This window comes from Bacillus sp. FSL R7-0672 (genome assembly GCF_038601465.1).
GTDB lineage: Bacteria > Bacillota > Bacilli > Bacillales > Bacillaceae > Bacillus > Bacillus pumilus.
The window spans coordinates 1,886,237-1,905,678 of record NZ_CP152010.1; the positions used below are offsets into that span (position 1 = coordinate 1,886,237).

Genomic DNA, 19,442 nt, shown 5'->3' on the forward strand with positions numbered 1-19,442 from the left:
AAAGTCAGCTTTCTTTGACGAAAACTGACAAGCTCTTTACCTTTTTTCTGGATTCCAGCCATCGGTTCCGCTAAGAACAGCTTGCACTGTGATTTGACTTGCTTCGTTTTTCGTTAAAATGCTGGACCATTTTACGCGGTTTGTCGAATTGCTTCCTGCCCCTGTCGATCCGTATTCTTTATATCTAGCTGTTCTTTCGTTATCACGGTTATCCCAGTTATGCCATCCATCTGCCTTTATATGATCATCCATTTTTGTATAGAGGAATGTCACAGCAGAATGAGGCCGCCACGGACGTCCTAAATAAACTGATTGAACAGCAGCCGTCCCCTTTTTGAGCGTAGAATCGATGAATACATATCCATACTTTTGAGCTTCTGTTGTGGATGCTGCAGTAATATACCCATTTCCAAGACTTTTTATTTCAGCTCTTTTAAACACGGCTGTAGCTGATCCAAAAATAAAATCGACCGTGCCTTCGATATAGCAGTTTTCATAATATTGCCGGCCTGTACCTGTAGCATAAAGCGTATCTTGATAGCCTAAGACCCGTATTTGTTTGAACGCAGCCCGGTCACCGAACACGTATAGTGCAACCGCCTGACCAGCATGTCTGCCGGCCGTATTTTGAAAGGTGATATTTTCTGCGTAAAAGTCGTTCGCACGAATCATTGTGCTTGAGCTATTTGTTGTGCTACCAGTACTTGCATTTGTATCATTATACGTCAGAATCGTCTTGTGTTGGTCTTCCCCGATAAAGGACACGTAAGGTTTATTTTGCGGAAGCAGGATTTTTTCTTTATACACACCATTTTTAATATAGATCGTTACGCGCTGTTGATTGTTCACTGGAATCGTATCAATGGCAGACTGAACGGTTCGAAACGAGCCATTTCCCTTTTGATCGACCACAAGGACGCGATTTGTTTGATTCTGATGTCCGGCTGCTTGAAGTGAAACTGAGTTCAATATTAATAAAGACAAGACGACTACAAGCCATACCTTTCCATACTTCATCGTACATCTCCTCCTCTTTGTGAACGTTTTCATTCAAACATTCTTTTTGATCCTATTCATGATACGCACAAAAAAACACCCACTTATAGATGTTATGGATGTTTTTTAGACTTTTCATATTTCATTGCATAAATCCCTTCATTTTCAATCCATTCACAAAATAGAACGTCTCGATAAGAAGAAATGTGCTGCTTTTTTAATTGCTCACTCAGCCATGTTTCATCGAAGCCAGCTTCTTGTAAATCTTTTTTTAAAATTTCACCATCAATAATAAACGTTCTAGGCAATTTGACTTCTTTTCCCTTCACGTTCACATCTTCTGCGGTGGCTGTTGCGTATTTCATTTTCGGAAGAACGCTCACCGATCCATCTGTTTCCAAAATGGCATATTCAATTTCATTCAAGGCAAAATGACCCTTCGCACGAATCAGTGTCTGCAGTTGATTGAGATCAAGCATATTTTTCTTCAAGCGATTGTAGTGAATCTTCCCTTGATCAATGACAAGTGTCGGTCTTCCTTCTAAAAAGGCTCGAATACCTTTAAAGCGCTGTGAAAACCATTCAACTGTATAGATGAGAATGCCCCATACCGCAACAGCAAACAAAATATGCTGAATCTTGACTTCTGGGTCAAAAATGGCGTTTCCGACCATTTCCCCTAAAATCAGCGCAGAAATAAAATCAAATGGCGTGATTTGTGCGAATTGTGTTTTTCCTAATAATTTTGTAATAGAAAATAAGGCGAAAAACCCGATAAACAGTTCAATCAAAATGTTAAAAAACGGCACAAGCTTACCTTCCTTTCTTACTGCATTTATCTACAGCATGTACATGAAAGGAAGGATCTAAACCGGTTATACAAAGGCAGTAAAATCAAAACGTCGTCTTCCTAACCAATATGTCACACGTTTTGACATACCCGTAAATCTAGTGCTTGAACGTTACCTGATGAAAGATAGATTTTCCAATCAGCTCACCCTTCCTTCAGCCAGCACGCTGCCTTTAGTTCGTTCTTTTAGCTGCATCTCCACTAGAGCGGGAAAAAGTGATAGTAAATCAAACCATATCTGAATCATAAAAAGCCATGATCACTATTGGATCATGGCTTTTCTATATCATAAACACCCTTTGTTTGACCTATTTTGGCAGAACCGAACTCCCCATTAAATAACGGTCTACCTCGTGCGCCACTTGTCTGCCTTCATTAATTGCCCAGACAATCAAGCTTTGCCCGCGTCTTGCATCTCCCGCTGCAAATACGCCTTCTACATTTGTTGTATACTCCCCATACTTTGCGTCAATGCGATTGTTTTTGCTGTCCACGCCAAAGTGTTTCACGAGTGGCTGTTCAGTTCCCTCAAAACCAATTGCAATAAAGACTAGCTGAGCCGGCCATACTTTTTCTGTCCCTGGAATCTCATGAAATTCAAACTTCCCATGTTCGTTTTTCACCTTTTCCATTTGAATCGTATGAAGCTCTTTTAATTTTCCATTTTTATCTGCCACAATTTTTGTGGTTTGAATGGAATATTGACGCGGATCTTCCCCGAATTTAGCTTGTGCTTCTTCATAAGCATAATCGAGTGAGAAGACGTAAGGCTGTTCAGGCCACATGTTATCCCCTACACGTGTATCCGGAAGCTTCGGATGCTTCCCGAACTGAACAACACTTTTTGCTTTTTGGCGAAGGGCAGTTGCAACGCAATCCGCACCTGTATCTCCTCCGCCAATGACAATCACGTCTTTTCCTTTTGCATCAATAAAGTTTTTGTCTTTAAATCCTGAATCCAGCATGCTTTTTGTTGCGAGGGTTAAATAATCCATCGCAAGGTGAATCCCTTTAGCTTCCCGGCCTTCAATCAACAGGTCACGCTGCTTTTGTGCACCTGTACACAGGATGACCGCATCAAACTGTTCTTTCAGTTCATCGGCAGTGACATCCACGCCGATTTCTGTGTTCGTTACAAAATCAATGCCTTCTTGTCTCAACAGTTTGACTCTTCGCTCCACTATTTCTTTGTCCAGTTTCATGTTTGGAATGCCGTATGTCAGCAGTCCGCCAAGGCGATCAGACCGTTCGAACACTGTGACGGCGTGACCTGCTTGGTTTAATTGATCAGCACTTGCAAGTCCTGCTGGTCCTGAGCCGACAATGGCAATTTTCCTGCCTGTACGGCTTGAAGGAATTCTCGGTGTGATCCATCCATTTTCAAAGCCTTTATCAATGATCGTGCGTTCGATATTTTTAATTGAAACAGCTGGATCATTGATGGCGACTGTACATGACCCTTCGCAAGGCGCTGGACATACTCTCCCAGTAAATTCAGGGAAATTATTTGTTTTTTGCAGTCTTTCGAGCGCTTCTTTCCATCTCCCGCGATACACAAGGTCGTTCCATTCTGGAATTAAATTGTAGATCGGGCAGCCTGACACGCCGCCTTTGATCTCCATCCCAATTTGACAAAATGGTGTGCCGCAATCCATACATCTAGCGCCCTGCTTCTTCAATACGTCATCTGTATAAGGGGCTGAATATTCTTTCCAGTCATTTTGACGAGTGAGAGGGTCACGTTCATTTGGCTTTTCTCTTTTATAATCCATAAAACCTGTTGCTTTGCCCATTGTCCTCTCCCCTTTCTTAATGAGCGAGGGCTGCTTTTTGCCCGTTTGCCGTTTCTTGATTTTTCGGTTTCGTGTTTGCTTCAAAGGCATACATGACCGCTTCCTCATGACTAAGGCCCGCTTGTTTTTGTTCTGCAATGCTTTGAAGCATCATTTTGTAATTTCTCGGAATGACCTTGATGAATTGATCCTTTTCTTGCGCCCAGTTTTCTAAAAGTGCCGAAGCTTTTTCGCTGTTTGTATAGTGAAGGTGCTCTTGAATCAGCTGTTTCACTTCTTGCTCTTCATCGTGATCTGTGAGTTTTTCAAACATGATCATTTCCATGTTGCACATTCTTTTGAACTGTTTCGCATCGGATGTATGGACATAAGCTACGCCGCCAGACATGCCTGCGCCAAAGTTTTTCCCGACGTCTCCTAAAATGACGACACGTCCGCCAGTCATATATTCACATCCATGATCACCGATTCCTTCAACAACCACCTGCACGCCTGAATTACGAACGGCAAAGCGCTCACCTGCACGCCCGTTAATAAAGGCTTTTCCGCTTGTCGCTCCGTAGAATGCGACGTTTCCGACAATCACATTTTCATGTCCATTTTGTACAAAGTGATCAGATGTTTTGACTGCAATTTTGCCTCCAGAGAGTCCTTTGCCGATATAGTCATTTGAATCACCTGTTAAATAGAGAGACATGCCCTTTGGCACAAAAGCACCGAAGCTTTGTCCTGCGGAACCAGTGAACCTTAGTGTGATCGTATCCTCTGGCAAGCCTTCTTCCCCGTAGCGCTTAGACACTTCACTTCCAGTAATGGTTCCGGCCACACGGTTGATATTGCGAATATTCAATGATAGATCAACCGGCGTTTGATGATTCAGCGCTTCCTGTACATAAGGGAGGATTTCATTCATATCCAGTGATTCATCAATTTTATGATTTTGCGGTGTTCTGAATGTACGAGCTCCTTCTGGCTGATAAAGCAGTGTTTCAAGGTCTAGCTGGCCTGCTTTCCAGTGAGCTTTTGCTCGTTCGCTAACTCCTAGAACATCCGTGCGTCCAATTAATTCATCCATTGATGTAAAGCCAAGTTCCGCTAAGATTTCTCTTACTTCCTCAGCAATAAACATCATGAAATTCACAATGTGGTCAGGGTTCCCCATGAATTTTTTGCGAAGCTCTGGATTCTGTGTAGCAACGCCGACTGGGCAAGTATCTAAATGACATGCTCTCATCATCACACAGCCCAATACGACAAGTGGAGCTGTCGCAAAGCCGTATTCTTCTGCTCCTAAAATCGCAGCCATGACCACGTCGCGGCCAGTCATTAACTTTCCGTCCGTTTCAAGAACGACTCTTTCGCGAAGGCCGTTTAACACAAGGGTTTGATGCGCCTCTGCCAAACCGAGTTCCCAAGGAAGTCCTGTGTGTTTAATACTCGTTTTCGGCGAAGCTCCTGTACCGCCGTCGTATCCACTGATGACAATGACATCCGCCGTCCCTTTTGCAACACCTGCTGCAATCGTACCAACACCTGCTTTAGACACAAGCTTGACACTGATGCGGGCATCACGGTTCGCGTTTTTCAAATCATGGATCAGCTGCGCTAAATCCTCGATGGAATAAATATCATGATGCGGCGGTGGTGAAATCAATCCGACGCCTGGTGTAGATCCGCGTACATCGGCGACCCAAGGGTATACTTTATTTCCTGGCAGCTGCCCGCCTTCTCCCGGCTTTGCCCCTTGTGCCATTTTAATTTGCAGTTCATCTGCATTGACCAAATAATGACTCTTTACGCCAAAGCGTCCAGAAGCAATTTGTTTAATCGCACTTCTGCGATCATCGCCGCGCTCATCAACTGTAAAGCGAGCAGGATCTTCTCCGCCTTCTCCGCTGTTACTTTTACCGCCAATTCGGTTCATGGCAATGGCAAGTGCTTCGTGCGCTTCTTTACTTAAAGATCCAAATGACATGGCGCCTGTCTTGAATCGGCGCACGATGGATTCAGCAGATTCAACGTCTTCCAAACGAACTGGTTTTTGTTTTGGCTGGAAAGCAAATAAATTTCGAAGGAAGCCGATTCTTTCTTCGTCCGCTGCCTTTGTATATTGCTTAAATAGATCGTAATCTTCATTGCGGCATGCCCACTGAAGCGTATGGATCGTTTTTGGATTAAAGGCATGGTGCTCACCATTTTTTCTCCACTGGAAGTCACTTCCTGATTCGAGTGTTTGGTCAGTCGCTGCCTGATACCCTGCTTCATGACGAAGTTTTGCTTCATGTGCAATGGTCTCAAGGTCAATCCCGCCAAGCTGAGAAGCTGTTCCCGTGAAATACGCCTGAATGACGTCTTCACTAATGCCGACGGCTTCAAAGATTTGCGCTCCTCTGTAGCTTTGCACAGTGGAGATTCCCACTTTAGACATGACTTTGACGACACCTTCGGTTACGCTTTTACCAAACTTTGTGACTGCTTCATCAAAGCTGAAAGAGATCGCTTCTTCTGCAATCAACTGTTTGTACGTTTCATAGACAAGGTAAGGATGGATTGCATCTGCTCCATAGCCAATCAGTGCGGCAAAATGATGAACCTCTCTGACTTCTCCAGATTCAACGATCAGACTCACCTTTGTCCGTAAGCCTTGACGCACAAGATGCTGATGCAGTGCACTTAGCGCCAGAAGTGGTGGAATCGGCACTTTTTCTTCCGTCATTTCACGATCGGAAAGAATTAATAAAGATACACCTTCACGGATCGCTTTTTCCGCCTCTTCAAACATCGCATCCAGCCCGCGCTTTAAATCATCGGTGAAAAGAGTATGAATCGTTTTGCTTTTAAAGGCATTATGAACAATTGTTCTCAAACCGTTAAACTGTCCGCTTGTTAAGACGGGTGTATACAGTTTAATTCGTCGGCATGAATATTCATTCGGATGTAAAATATCTCCTTCAGCACCTAACCACGTCATCGTAGATGTCACAAGCTGCTCACGAATGGCGTCAATCGGCGGGTTCGTCACTTGTGCAAACAGCTGCTTGAAGTAAGAAAACAGAGACTGCGCACGATCTGATAACACAGCAAGCGGAGTGTCGCTTCCCATTGAACCGATTGGGTCCTTGCCTTCTTCTAGTAAAGGAATTAAATACTTTTGAATGTCCTCGTACGTATAATGGAAGGCACGCTGGCGCGTCAATAAATCATCCATTATACTAGAATTTTCTGAATTTTCTTCCGAGCGATTGACGTGCACCATTTCTTCATCAAGCCATTTTTGATAAGGAAGTTCATTGGCAATCGTCGATTTCACTTCTTCGTCAGAAATAATTCGCCCTTCTTCTAAATCAATTAAGAGCATTTTACCTGGCTCAAGACGATCTTTATACTTCACATCCTCTTCATTTGTGTCGATCACACCGACCTCAGAAGAGAAAATGATATGATCATCATTTGTGACATAGTATCTTGCCGGTCTTAATCCGTTTCGGTCTAAGATGGCTCCGATTTGTTTACCATCAGTAAAGGAAATAGCTGTTGGCCCATCCCACGGTTCCATGAGAGAACTATGGTATTCATAAAATGCCCGTTTTTCTTTCGACATGTGCGTGTTTTCAGTCCATGGCTCTGGAATCAGCATCATGGCTGTATGAGCAGGTGTACGGCCTGCAAGCACAAAGAATTCAAAGGCATTGTCTAGAATGGATGAATCACTTCCGTCTGCATTCAGCACTGGCAAAATCTTGTCTAAATCGTCTCCGAAAGCTTCAGATACGAATTGTTGTTCTCTTGCTCTCATCCAATTGATGTTTCCTCTTAATGTGTTAATTTCACCGTTGTGAATCAAATAGCGGTTTGGATGGGCTCTTTCCCATGTAGGAAATGTATTTGTACTAAATCGTGAATGAACAAGTGAAAATGCAGAAACAAATGTTTCATCCTGAAGATCAAGATAAAAAGCATCGACTTGATCTGATGTTAAAAGCCCCTTGTATACAATGGTTTGACTCGACAGGCTGACAAAGTAAAATTGTTTTTCCTCTGCTGTCCCCCAGTTCTCAGCCTGTTTACGAATGACATATAATTTTCTTTCAAATGACAAACGATCTGTGATCTTGTCATTTGCCCCGATAAAGACTTGCCTCACAACCGGACAGCTCTTCGCTGCGACAGTACCAATTTTCCCTGCATCAATAGGAACTGTTCTCCAGCCAATTAATGTTTGACCTTCTTGTTTAATGAACCCGTTGATTTTTTGCTCGATGGCTTGGCGCGTTTTCTCGTCATCCTCTTTTGAAAAGAAGACCATTCCTACCCCGTAACGGCCCTTTTCAGGAAGTGCAAAGTCTTTGCAGCTTTTTCTAAAGAAAGCGTCTGGTAGTTGTACCATTAAGCCGGCACCATCACCTGTATACGGATCACTGCCTTGCCCACCGCGGTGATCAAGCTGGCACAGCATTTGTAATCCCTTTTTGACGATGCTGTGTGTCGCTTCCCCTTTTAAATGAGCGTACAGTCCGATCCCACATGCATCATGTTCAAATTCAGGACGGTAGAGACCTTGTGGTTGTGGTAGTTGATTATAAGTCATCGTTTCTCTCCCCCGTTTAAAAGATCCGTTTTTTCACAGTAATAAAATCTCACAAACTCTGTAACTTATTTTAAGTTTTCAAATTAATATAAACAATATATAATTTAGATGAAAACAATCTCTTTTTGAGATAGATGGGTGTGAAGTGTAAAAATGGAGCTTCGTCAGTTGCGTTATTTTGTAGAAGTCGCAGACCGTGAACACGTGTCAGAAGCGGCTGAAAACTTACATGTTGCCCAATCTGCGATCAGCCGGCAGATTGCGAATTTAGAAGAAGAACTTGGAGTGGCCTTATTCGAACGAGAAGGACGAAATATCAAATTAACGAAGATCGGCAGACAATTTTTAGATCATGTCAGAACGGCACTAAAAGCCATTGATTATGCGAAAGAGCAAATTGATGAATATTTAGATCCGCACAAAGGAACCGTCAATATCGGCTTTCCTACTAGCCTAGCAAGCCAAGTGCTACCTTCTGTTATTTCCGCCTTTAAGCAGGAATACCCAGAGGTCGATTTTTTACTTCGTCAAGGATCCTATAAATTTCTCATTGAAGCTGTAAAAAATCGAGATATTGATCTCGCCTTTTTAGGACCTGTACCGACAAACGATCCTCAAATAGAAGGAAATATTTTGTTTTCAGAAAGCATTTATGCCTTGCTGCCTGTCAGTCACCCCTTTAGCGGACAAAGGAGTATTCATTTAAGTGATTTAAGAAAAGATCATTTCGTGTTATTTCCAGAAGGTTATGTGCTGAGACAAATTGCGGTTGATGCTTGTAAGCAGGCAGGCTATGAGCCAACCATTTCATCAGAAGGAGAAGATTTAGACGCTATTAAAGGTCTCGTATCAGCGGGTATGGGCGTTACCTTATTACCCGAAAGTGCCTTTTATGAAACCACACCGCGCTTTACAGCGAAGATTCCGATCGATTTTCCGCAAGTGAGAAGAACTGTTGGAATTATTGCTTCTAAATCACGAGAAATGTCACCTTCTGCTCATGATTTTTATGTGTTCGTGAAGGATTTCTTTTCTAAAATTGAACAATATAAATAATTCATTAAAACAAGACATTTCATTTGTGGAAATAATCCCTCTTTGTATATGATGGGTTACAGAACAACACACTATATGGAAGAAAGGTATTCGTATGAAATCAATTTTATCGTTTTTAAAGCCGTATCGGCTATCCGTTGTGTCCATTGTGATCCTCACCTTTTTAAGCAGTATGCTCCAGCTGTATTTACCGACGCTTACGGCAGATATCGTCGATGTCGGGATCGTCCAAGGAGATATTGCTTACATATGGAAGGTTGGCGGCTGGATGGTGGCTTGTTCTTTACTTGCCATCTTACTCACGATCTGGAAGTCTTACTTGTCATCAAAGACTGCACTTGGCTTCGGGCGTGATATGAGAAGACAGCTGTTTGTGCATGTCGAACAATTTTCACTAGAAGAATTTCAAAGGATCGGGACGTCTTCCTTTATTACAAGATCAACAAATGATGTGAAACAAGTCCAAGATGTCACGATCATGATCTTACAAATGATGACGAGAGCACCACTCATGCTTGTGGGCGGAATTATTTTGGCTGTATCCCGAGATGCTGTCCTGTCTCTCATCTTTCTAGCTGCTCTTCCCCTTCTTGGCGGATTTATCTACTTGGTGTCGAGAAAAGCCATTCCTTTATTCGGTCAGCTTCAGAAAAAAACAGATCGGCTGAATTTAATTATGCGAGAATCTCTTTCAGGCATCCGGGTCATTCGTGCTTTTAACCGTGTAGATAATGAAAAGGAGCGTTTTCAAGAAGCCAACACATCCTACAAGGATACTGGTCTGAGAGTCAACCGTTTAATGGCTTACTTGTTTCCATTTATGCTCATCATCATGAACTTCACAAATATCGGCATTGTCTGGCTAGGTGCAAACCGAATTGATGCCGGAGAGATGGAAGTAGGGAATCTTATTGCCTTTATCCAATATGCGATGATGATTTTAATGGCACTGATTATGCTGTCGATGAGTTTTATTATGGTCCCAAGAGCACAAGCATCAGCTAAACGGATGAATGAAGTGTTAAACATGGAACCGAAAATTCAAGACAATAAAGGAACGGTTACTGACCTGCACGCGCCCGCACAATCCATTCGCTTTGAGGATGTGTCATTTTATTACTCAAATGCTGAAAAGCCGGCAGTTCAAAACATTTCGTTTGAAGCCAAAACTGGCGAAACGACAGCTATTATCGGAAGTACAGGTTCAGGGAAAACCACTCTTCTCCAGCTAATGACGCGCTTCTACGAAGCAACTGAAGGCCGGATTACACTAGATGGTGTAGACATTAGAAAGCTGCCTCAGGAGAAACTAAGAGGCCAGATGGGCTACGTTTCTCAAAAAGCGGTTTTATTTAGTGGAACCATTGCCGATAATGTACGCTTCGGCAGGCAGAATGCAAGCGATGAAGACGTCTGGCAGGCGCTGCGCACGGCGCAGGCAGAAGAATTTGTTTTGCAAAAAGATGGCGGAATCAATGCGGAAATTGACCAGGGCGGATCGAATCTATCTGGCGGTCAAAAGCAGCGTCTTTCTATTGCAAGAGCGCTAGTGAGAAAACCGTCATTCTATCTGTTTGACGATAGTTTCTCAGCACTTGATTACAAAACAGATGCGAAGCTTCGGGCATCATTAGAAGCTGAAAAAGCGCATGCAGCCCTCATCATTGTGGCGCAAAGAATCAGCACAGTGAAGCATAGTGATAAAATCATCGTACTAGATGATGGGAAAATCGCAGGTATCGGAACACATGAACAATTACTGAAGGACAACCTTGTCTATCAAGAGATTGTTGCATCACAGGAAGGTCAGGAGGTGGAGCGAGGATGAGTAAAAAAATGTCTTCCGGCATGGGCCATAAAGGCGGCCACCCTAGAGGACCTGTCGCAAAACCAAAGGAATTTAAGAAAACACTGCTTCGTTTGATTGGCTATTTAAAACCAAGAAAGATTCAATTGATCATTGTCTTCATTGCAGCAGTCGGTTCAACCGTCTTTAACGTCATTAGTCCAAAGCTGCTAGGGGATGCCACCTCTTCCCTGTTTGACAGCTTTACACAAGGAACAGCTGTACAATTTGATGTCATTTCACGAATCTTATTGCTGCTTGTCGTGCTATACGTCGTTGCTGCCCTCTTTTCATTCGTACAGCAATATGTCATGGCGGGTGTCTCCCAACAGACCATTGCTGAATTACGGCAAGAAGCAAATGACAAGCTCACACGTCTCCCCCTTCGGTATTTTGATAAAACAACCCACGGGGACACGCTGAGCCGTGTAATGAATGATATCGATAATATTAATACTTCGCTTCAGCAGGCACTCACCCAAGTGATTACATCTGTCATTACGGTCATTGGGATTGTCGTCATGATGCTATTGATTAGTCCGCTGTTGACCTTGCTTGTTTGTTTAACACTGCCGCTCAGCCTGTTTGCGATTCGCGGCATTACGTCATTTTCTCAAAAGCATTTTAAAGCGCAGCAAAAAGAGCTGGGGATGATCAATGGACATATTAATGAAATGTTCACAGGGCATCAAACGGTTCGTGCGTATGGCTACGAAAAGAAAGCGATCGATACATTTGATCAATTAAACGAACAGCTGTATGAATCATCGAGGAAAGCGCAGTTCATATCCGGTTTAATGATGCCATTGATGACGTTTATCGGGAACCTTGGCTATGTAGCAGTCAGTGTAGCCGGCGGTATTCTTGTGATTAACGGGAATATTCGTGTCGGAGATGTGCAGGCGTTTATCCAATACACGCAGCAAATGTCTCAACCGCTCGTGCAAGCATCAAGCGTCGCCAACTTGGTTCAATCAGCGATTGCTTCTGCTGAAAGGGTGTTTGAAATCCTGGATGAGAAAGAAGAAAGTCCCGAGGAAGATGCAGCAATTGATCTTGAATCACTTTCAGGTGATGTGAGCTTTGAACAAGTTCAATTCGGATATGAAAAAGACCATCCAATTATTAAAGATTTGACTTTAGATGTCAAAGAAGGTCAAACGGTTGCGATTGTCGGGCCAACAGGCGCTGGAAAAACAACCATCATCAATCTTTTAATGCGTTTCTATGAATTAGATCAAGGCTCGATCCGTATCGGCGGCGTCAAAACAACTGATCTCAGCCGTCAGCAAGTACGCGACTTATTTGCAATGGTTCTTCAGGATACGTGGCTTTTTGAAGGGACGATTCATGATAATATTGCCTATGGCAGGCAGAACGTCTCAAAAGAGGATGTCATCAAAGCCGCCAAACATGCTTATGCTGATGACTTCATCCGCACGCTTCCAGACGGATATGACACACTCTTAACAGAAGATGCCGGCAATCTATCCCAAGGTCAGCGCCAGCTGTTAACCATCGCCCGTGCGATTTTATCTGATCCAAAAATCTTAATATTAGATGAAGCGACGAGCAGTGTGGATACACGGACAGAGATGCACATTCAAAAAGCGATGAATGAATTGATGAAAGGCAGAACGAGCTTCGTCATTGCACACAGACTGTCGACGATTAAGGATGCCGACCTTATTCTAGTCATGAAAGATGGCACCATCATTGAAAAAGGAACGCACAGAGAACTCTTAAAACAAAATGGTTTCTATGCAGACTTATATATGAGCCAATTTACGGAGAATCAAGTCGGTTAAATATAAAAAAGGATAGACACGCATCCATGCGGTCTATCCTTTTTTGGTTAATCTAAACGCTTTTTCACTTTTACACTGAGTTTCGTTATATACTCTGCTTCATTTTTAGACAAGAGTGAATGAAGCAAATACTCCTCAAAGACATCTCCATCCAGCATCATGTCCTCTTTCTCGATTACATCTAACAAGCGCGAATAAGCAGATTCAATCTCTTCATATGATCCTTGATCATACATCACCGCATAAAGGCCCGCAGGTTTTTTAACTGCTCCCGGCGCTTCCATTCGGCAAAACAGCTGATCTGACTGATGATAGTGGCGCTGAAGAAACTGCTCCTTTTTTAAGACAGCACCATTTGCCGCAGCCCCTTTTATGCCAATTTCTTTTAGAAAATGTCCAACAATACGAGATATTTCTTCTACGGATGTATTCATGTCAATCGGGTTCGGTGCACTTAATACAACTGGTTCTTCTGGGAGCTCTTGAAACAAGACCTCCCCTATTTTCACAGATGATAGTTCATGCGTCGTCTCCATGACCCGCATAAGAAAAGACTGGATATCTTGAAGTTTTTCAATCTCTTGTTTGACCTTGTCTATTTGTTCTGCTGCTAGGCTTTGGAGCCTTTCGCGGGACGGCTCAGTGAAATATTGTTTTAACTCTTTTATCGGAAATTGCACAGCTCGAAGGGATTGAATCGCTATAAAATGATCAAATTGCTCAAGTGTATAGTAACGGTACCCATTTTCATGAACACCAGCTGGCTTAAATAAATCAATTTTATCGTAATAAAACAAGGTATCTTTCTTTACATCAAATAGCTTGGCAAATTCTCCAGTGAAAAATGTTTTTTGCACATCATTCATCATCATTAAGGCTCCTCTCTTGACTATGGAGTTACTCCACCCTTTATGATAACATGCAGAACACTACTACGCTTGGAAAGGATAAAAACATGAACAACATCACTCAACATGAAGTGACATTAGAACTGGCAAAAAAAGAGGACTTCCCTTCAATGAAAAAAGAGCTGCAGAAAGCTTTTACAGCTGGCGTGATCGATGCATTTGGCGATGCGCATGATGGACCGATTCCTCCAGGTGAAGTGATTGATGAATCTTTTCATTCGAATGAACACATTGTTTATCATATTATGCTAAATGGCGAAAAAGCAGGCGGCGTTGTCATTAAAATCAACCACGAGACCCACCACAACTCAGTTGACTTATTATACATCTCTTCATCCTCACACGGAAAAGGCATTGGTCAGGCAGCATGGAAAGCCATCGAGGCGCAATATCCAGAAACGATTGTTTGGGAAGTTGTGACTCCGTATTTTGAAAAACGCAACATTCATTTCTATGTCAATAAGTGCGGCTTTCAAATTGTGGAGTTTTATCATATGAAACATCCAGATCCGAACGCACCTCATGAAACTGATCAAGAAAATCAGCATACTGCACCTGAGGAATTTGAATTTTTTAAGTTTGAGAAAGTGATGAAGAAAACCTGCTCTAGCCAATAAATATCTGCATCAAAAAAACACTACCCCATGAAAAAAGGTAGTGTTTTTTGAATCTCATCTAGCTTCTAATCTGACCGTCTCCAGACAGAAGTAACTTCGTTGTTGTGAGTGCTGGAAGCCCCATTGGACCTCTGGCGTGCAGTTTTTGAGTGGAGATACCAATTTCAGCCCCGTATCCAAGTGCACCGCCGTCTGTAAACCGAGTAGATGCGTTATGATAAACCGCCGCCGCATCGACTTCGTTTAAAAACATGAGTGCTTGCTCTTCATCCTCTGTCACGATGGCTTCTGAATGTTTTGTACCGTACTTTTCAATATGGTGGATCGCTTCCTCGATGGAATCGACTACCTTTACGGCAAGATCAAGACTTAAATACTCATCTGTCCAGTCCACTTCCACAGCAGGAATGGCGTTTGAAAAATGAGGCAGTGCAGCCTCGTCGCCATGTACGGTGACATGGTGCTCTAGCAGGGCTTCATTCAGCGATGCCGCATTTTCTTTCAGCCAATCGCGATGGATGATTAGCGTCTCAAGTGCATTACATACAGCTGGACGATTCGTTTTTGCATTGATGACAATCTCAATGGCTTTTTTCACATTGGCTGTTTGATCAATAAAGACATGACAGTTTCCTGTTCCTGTTTCAAGGACGGGAATGGTAGATTGTTCAACCACTGTTTTAATTAAAGAAGCTCCGCCTCGCGGAATTAAGACATCAATCCATTCTTTTAGATGAAGCATCGCTTGAACCGATGAACGGTCTGTTTGTTCTATCAATTGCACCGCATCACGCGGGATCTTTGTTTGATCCAATGCTTCATGAATCACACTCACAATGGCTTTGTTGGAAGAAATAGCGGAGGAACCGCCTTTTAAAATCACTGCGTTGCCTGCCTTGAGGGCAAGCCCTGCTGCATCGACAGTGACGTTCGGTCTCGCTTCATAGATCATCCCGATCACGCCGAGCGGTACTCTTCGGCTTTTCACATACAAGCCATTTTCAAGAGTCCATTCATCCAATATTTCTCCAACAGGATCTGTTAATCTCGTCACAAGCCGCAAGCTTTCGGCAAACTCATGAATTCTTTCTTCATTTAACATTAAACGATCCAAGAGTGCCTCTGAAAAGCCCTTTTCCTTCCCGGCATCTATATCCTTTTGATTCTCTTGCAAGATGAACGTGCTATTTTGTTCTAACGCTTCTGCTAGTTTCAGCAGTGCCTCGTTTTTATCCTCTGTATGAAGTAAACCTAGTTTTTTTGAAACGTACTTTGCTTTTTTTGCTTTTTCTTTGACCGATGTGACAACTTCAGCTGTCAGTGTCATGGAATTCCTCCCTTTTGGTTAGCAAACTGGTATCGATAGATCTAAATGACAAACAAATGCTTCAAGATCGACGACATGCACTACTTCATCCTGCAAGAAGTCACGCTTTTGGATGAGTTCATCTGACGAATAATTCACAATGCCCAGTCCGATTTCTCTTTCATCTTGATCTAAAATACGGACGACATCCCTTTTTTTAAACGAACCCTTCACATTGACAATGCCATCGGAATCGAGGCTTCTCTCACGGTGCATGAGGAGTTCCTGTGTTTTCTCACGAATGACGATCTCGCCTTTTGGTCCAGAATGAAAGGCAATCCACTGCTTCTTGTAATTCAGCGGTGCTAAATTTTCATCAGCAGTAAAATAAGTGCCGTCCTCTGTTCCATTAATGGCTTTGTCTAAAATGTGAGGCGTATCCGCTTTTCCTAAAAAGCCATTGATACCAGCGGCCATTGAAATTTTAAACGCATCGAGCTTTGATTTCATTCCGCCTGTGCCCACACTGCTGCCTGCATCTCCAGCCGCTGCTTCGATGTCTTCTGTGATGTCTGTGACTTCAAGAATTCGCTTCGCATTTGGGTTTGTATGCGGGTTATCTTCATACAAGCCATCAATATCAGATAAAATGGCAAGGAAATCCGCATCAATGAGTCCAGCTACTTTTGCAGACAATGTATCGTTATCTCCGAACTTCAAGCGGTTAATCGTCACTGTATCATTTTCATTGATAATCGGAATAATGCCTCGATCTAATAACACATTCATCGTGTTGCGCACATTTTGATAGCGCGTTTCATCTGAAAAATCACTTCTTGTGATTAAAAGCTGTGAGGCAATATAACCGTGTGATAAAAATAAAGTAGAATATGATTCCATTAAAAGGCCTTGCCCGATTGAGGCAGATGCCTGTTTTTCCGGCAGTGTTTTGGGTCTATCGATAAATCCTAGTTTTCGGTAGCCAGCTGCAACCGCACCAGATGAAACCAAAATGACTTCGTGCCCTTCATCTTTGAGTTTCACAATTTGATTAACGAGGTTTTCTAGTTTTTTTAAACTAATCTCTCCTTGAAAGCTAGTAAGAGAGCTGCTTCCGATTTTTACAACAATTCGTTTTCTCTCTTTATCTGCGTACACCTTATCACTCCTGTACCTAAGCTCTATTTATATAGATACTTTTTGTTTTTGCTGTTTGCTGATCTCTTTTGATCGATTGGTAGCATGTTTGACGGCCTGCTTGATTGCTTCTCCTCCGCCAAAATCATCTAATGCATTCAGTCCTGCAGCTGTTGTTCCATTTGGTGACGTAATTTTCTCTCTCAGAGTAGAAGGGTTTTCCTCTGTTTCTTGCAGCATTTTCGCAGCACCGAGAAGTGTCTGCGCGCCAATTTGGCGAGACAATTCCTTAGATAAACCTGCTTCTTCTCCTGCTTCTTCGATTCTTTCCATTAAGAAATAAAAATAGGCTGGTCCGCTTCCGGCAATTCCAGTAAAAATATCCATTTGCTCTTCCTGAATGGTATACACTTCGCCCATTTCAGATAAAAGAGCCTGACTCATGCTGATATGGGCGTCTTTCACATAACGTCCAGCACATAAAGCGGTCGCTGAAGCCCCGATCGTACTTGACGTATTCGGCATGACCCTCATCACGGGCTGCCCTTCATGCAGCATATCTTCAATATACGATTGCTTCACGCCTGCAAGGACAGACAAGATCAGCTGGTCTCTCTGAATATGAGGTTTTAACGATTCAAGTGCTGTTTCAGCATCCTTTGGCTTCATGGCCAGGATCAACATATCCATTTCTTCAAAAGGAAAAGAATCCATTGTGGCTGTTTGTATTCCGTAACGTGTCGTTAGTTCATTCAATCGAAGTTGATTTTGTCTGTTTGTTGCGTAAATTTGACCTAGCGGCATTTGTCCTGATCGTACAATCCCTGCAATCATTCCTTCCGCCATAGAACCTGCTCCAATGAAAGCAACTTTCTTTTGATCAATGATATTGATCCTCTCCCTTGTTCGCTTTTTGTTCGTGTTTTTCGCACGTAAGTTATCGTAACATGATGAGAAATCGTGTCAAGAAAGAGCCAGCGCTTTTCAAAAGTCCCGAATACGCGTTCAACCGCTTGCTGTATGTATACTGACTGCGCTTTTGCAAAACAACAATTTAGATCTAAAGAACTATATTCATTTGCATCATAGTACCCTTTCGTTCGACTGAATTCTCCATTTTATTTTTGGTTTCGGTGACTTCAATTCTATTTTATAGAAAGCGCTATCATTTCTAATGGATTTCTATTTTCCTATATGACGAATGTGCTTGAATCTTCCGATTAGACTATTGACATATTTTAGAAAACATGTCCGTTGAAATGATATTTTACGGGTGATACCGTGAAAGGGAAACTAAGTGAAAAAGGAGCGTTCATAATGAAAGTGAAAGAAAACTATATCAATGTCATTCCAATGAAAGAAATCCGTTCGACCGATGACCTTCTTTTCCCGTTCCCTATTTACAATGAGCTACGTGCGCAGAGTGATATTAGATATGATGAAACAAGAAAGTGCTGGGATCTCTTTCGATATGCGGATATCCAGTCTGTTCTGAAGCAGCCAAAAGTGTTCTCATCACAGCGAGGAAGAAGCACGACAAAAACGAGTATTTTAACGATGGACCCACCAAAGCATACAAAAATGAGAGCACTCGTCAATAAAGCATTCACGCCAAAAGCGATTAAACAATTAGAAGATAACATTAAAGACCTGACACATGACCTGCTGCAACAAGTCAAAGATCAGCGTACGTTTGATATCGCGGAAGATCTAGCAGCTCCCCTGCCTGTCATGATTATTGCTGAGCTTCTCGGCGCAGAGGTAAAGGATAGAGCGTTCATTAAGAAACATTCTGATGCCCTAGTAGCAGGTGCAAAGGATGAATCAAAAGAAGCCATTCAAGCAGTAGTCGATATGCAGAAACGCGCAGAGGAAGAGCTGTCCACTTATTTTGCTCACTTGATCCAAAAACGAAAAGAATCCCCTGCTGATGACCTGATCTCACTTCTTATTCAAGCAGAAATCGATGGTGAGCATTTAACCGAGAATGAACTACTTGGTTTTTGTATTCTATTACTTGTTGCTGGTAATGAGACAACGACCAATTTGATTACAAATGCAGTAAGACTGCTAACAGAGCAGCCGCATATTGCCGAAGCAGTACGGCAAGATCCTTCTCTTATTCCTCAATTGACCGAGGAAACGTTACGCTATTACCCGCCTGTTCAAGCCATTGGGCGAATCGCGGCCGAGGATGTTGAGATTGCAGGCTTAAAAATTAAAAAAGGAGACTATCTCATTAGTTGGGTCGCTTCAGCAAATCGCGATGAACAGAAATTTGACGATCCAGATACGTTCCGTCTTGACCGGAAATCAAACCCACATATGAGCTTTGGCTTTGGCATTCATTTTTGTCTCGGTGCACCGCTTGCCCGCCTTGAGAGCAACATTGCCCTTGAGGTTTTACTCCAGACGTTTCAAGACATCACCTGTGCGGCAGATCAGCTAAAACCTATTCAAAGCACATTTGTTTTTGGGGTAAAAGAATTTCCTGTACAGGTCACCCGTTTTTAAAAGTCCCTTTTGAGGGGCTTTTT

General features: G+C 42.7%; 13 protein-coding genes. 5 read left to right on the plus strand and 8 right to left on the minus strand.

What is annotated here, in order from left to right; genetic code table 11:
* Positions 1-36: 36 nt before the first annotated feature.
* The 4 genes from MKY18_RS09330 to gltB form a co-directional block, all read right to left on the minus strand.
* A complete protein-coding gene (locus MKY18_RS09330; RefSeq protein WP_106067062.1) occupies positions 37-1,017 on the minus strand; it encodes a pectinesterase family protein in 981 nt (326 codons plus the stop codon).
* Positions 1,018-1,109: 92 nt separating this feature from the next.
* Entirely contained in the window at positions 1,110-1,805 is a 696-nt protein-coding gene (locus MKY18_RS09335; protein ID WP_044141266.1) for a DUF421 domain-containing protein, read from the minus strand.
* 349 nt (positions 1,806-2,154) lie between these two features.
* A complete protein-coding gene (gene gltD, locus MKY18_RS09340) occupies positions 2,155-3,639 on the minus strand; it encodes a glutamate synthase small subunit (RefSeq protein WP_265208251.1) in 1,485 nt (494 codons plus the stop codon).
* A 16-nt stretch (positions 3,640-3,655) separates the two neighbouring features.
* Positions 3,656-8,227 carry a glutamate synthase large subunit gene (gene gltB / locus MKY18_RS09345; RefSeq protein WP_217013088.1) on the minus strand — a complete coding sequence of 1,524 codons (4,572 nt, stop codon included), beginning with the start codon at positions 8,225-8,227 and terminating at the stop codon, positions 3,656-3,658.
* A 153-nt stretch (positions 8,228-8,380) separates the two neighbouring features.
* On the opposite strand from gltB, the gene MKY18_RS09350 reads away from it, so the two are divergent.
* From MKY18_RS09350 to MKY18_RS09360, 3 genes are all read left to right on the plus strand, one after another.
* On the plus strand, positions 8,381-9,283 hold the full coding sequence (locus MKY18_RS09350; RefSeq protein ID WP_044141269.1) for a LysR family transcriptional regulator: 903 nt from the start codon (positions 8,381-8,383) through the stop codon (positions 9,281-9,283).
* A gap of 94 nt (positions 9,284-9,377) precedes the next feature.
* Positions 9,378-11,111, plus strand: a complete 1,734-nt coding sequence (locus MKY18_RS09355; protein ID WP_065098166.1) for an ABC transporter ATP-binding protein — start codon at positions 9,378-9,380, stop codon at positions 11,109-11,111.
* Positions 11,108-12,937 carry an ABC transporter ATP-binding protein gene (locus MKY18_RS09360; RefSeq protein ID WP_065098167.1) on the plus strand — a complete coding sequence of 610 codons (1,830 nt, stop codon included), beginning with the start codon at positions 11,108-11,110 and terminating at the stop codon, positions 12,935-12,937. The genes MKY18_RS09355 and MKY18_RS09360 overlap by 4 nt, the downstream gene beginning before the upstream one ends.
* Positions 12,938-12,984: 47 nt before the next feature.
* Here the strand turns inward: MKY18_RS09360 and MKY18_RS09365 are convergent, their stop codons facing one another.
* On the minus strand, positions 12,985-13,806 hold the full coding sequence (locus MKY18_RS09365) for a MerR family transcriptional regulator (RefSeq protein WP_065098168.1): 822 nt from the start codon (positions 13,804-13,806) through the stop codon (positions 12,985-12,987).
* Positions 13,807-13,892: 86 nt separating this feature from the next.
* Here MKY18_RS09365 and MKY18_RS09370 point away from each other — a divergent pair, with 86 nt between their 5' ends.
* On the plus strand, positions 13,893-14,462 hold the full coding sequence (locus MKY18_RS09370) for a GNAT family N-acetyltransferase (protein ID WP_065098426.1): 570 nt from the start codon (positions 13,893-13,895) through the stop codon (positions 14,460-14,462).
* Positions 14,463-14,520: 58 nt separating this feature from the next.
* Here MKY18_RS09370 and MKY18_RS09375 read toward each other — a convergent pair whose 3' ends face one another.
* Genes MKY18_RS09375 through proC form a run of 3 tightly spaced genes read right to left on the minus strand, consistent with a single transcriptional unit; the run spans position 14,521 to position 17,799 of the window.
* Positions 14,521-15,789: a glutamate-5-semialdehyde dehydrogenase gene (locus MKY18_RS09375; RefSeq protein WP_065098169.1), complete on the minus strand. Its 1,269-nt coding sequence runs from the start codon at positions 15,787-15,789 to the stop codon at positions 14,521-14,523.
* Between the two features lie 18 nt (positions 15,790-15,807).
* Positions 15,808-16,926: a glutamate 5-kinase gene (gene proB, locus MKY18_RS09380; protein ID WP_044141275.1), complete on the minus strand. Its 1,119-nt coding sequence runs from the start codon at positions 16,924-16,926 to the stop codon at positions 15,808-15,810.
* A gap of 27 nt (positions 16,927-16,953) precedes the next feature.
* Positions 16,954-17,799, minus strand: coding sequence for a pyrroline-5-carboxylate reductase (gene proC / locus MKY18_RS09385; protein ID WP_185108699.1), 846 nt, complete (start codon positions 17,797-17,799; stop codon positions 16,954-16,956).
* Positions 17,800-18,222: 423 nt separating this feature from the next.
* Here proC and MKY18_RS09390 point away from each other — a divergent pair, with 423 nt between their 5' ends.
* Entirely contained in the window at positions 18,223-19,419 is a 1,197-nt protein-coding gene (locus tag MKY18_RS09390) for a cytochrome P450 (protein WP_342497492.1), read from the plus strand.
* The last annotated feature ends 23 nt before the right edge of the window (positions 19,420-19,442 follow it).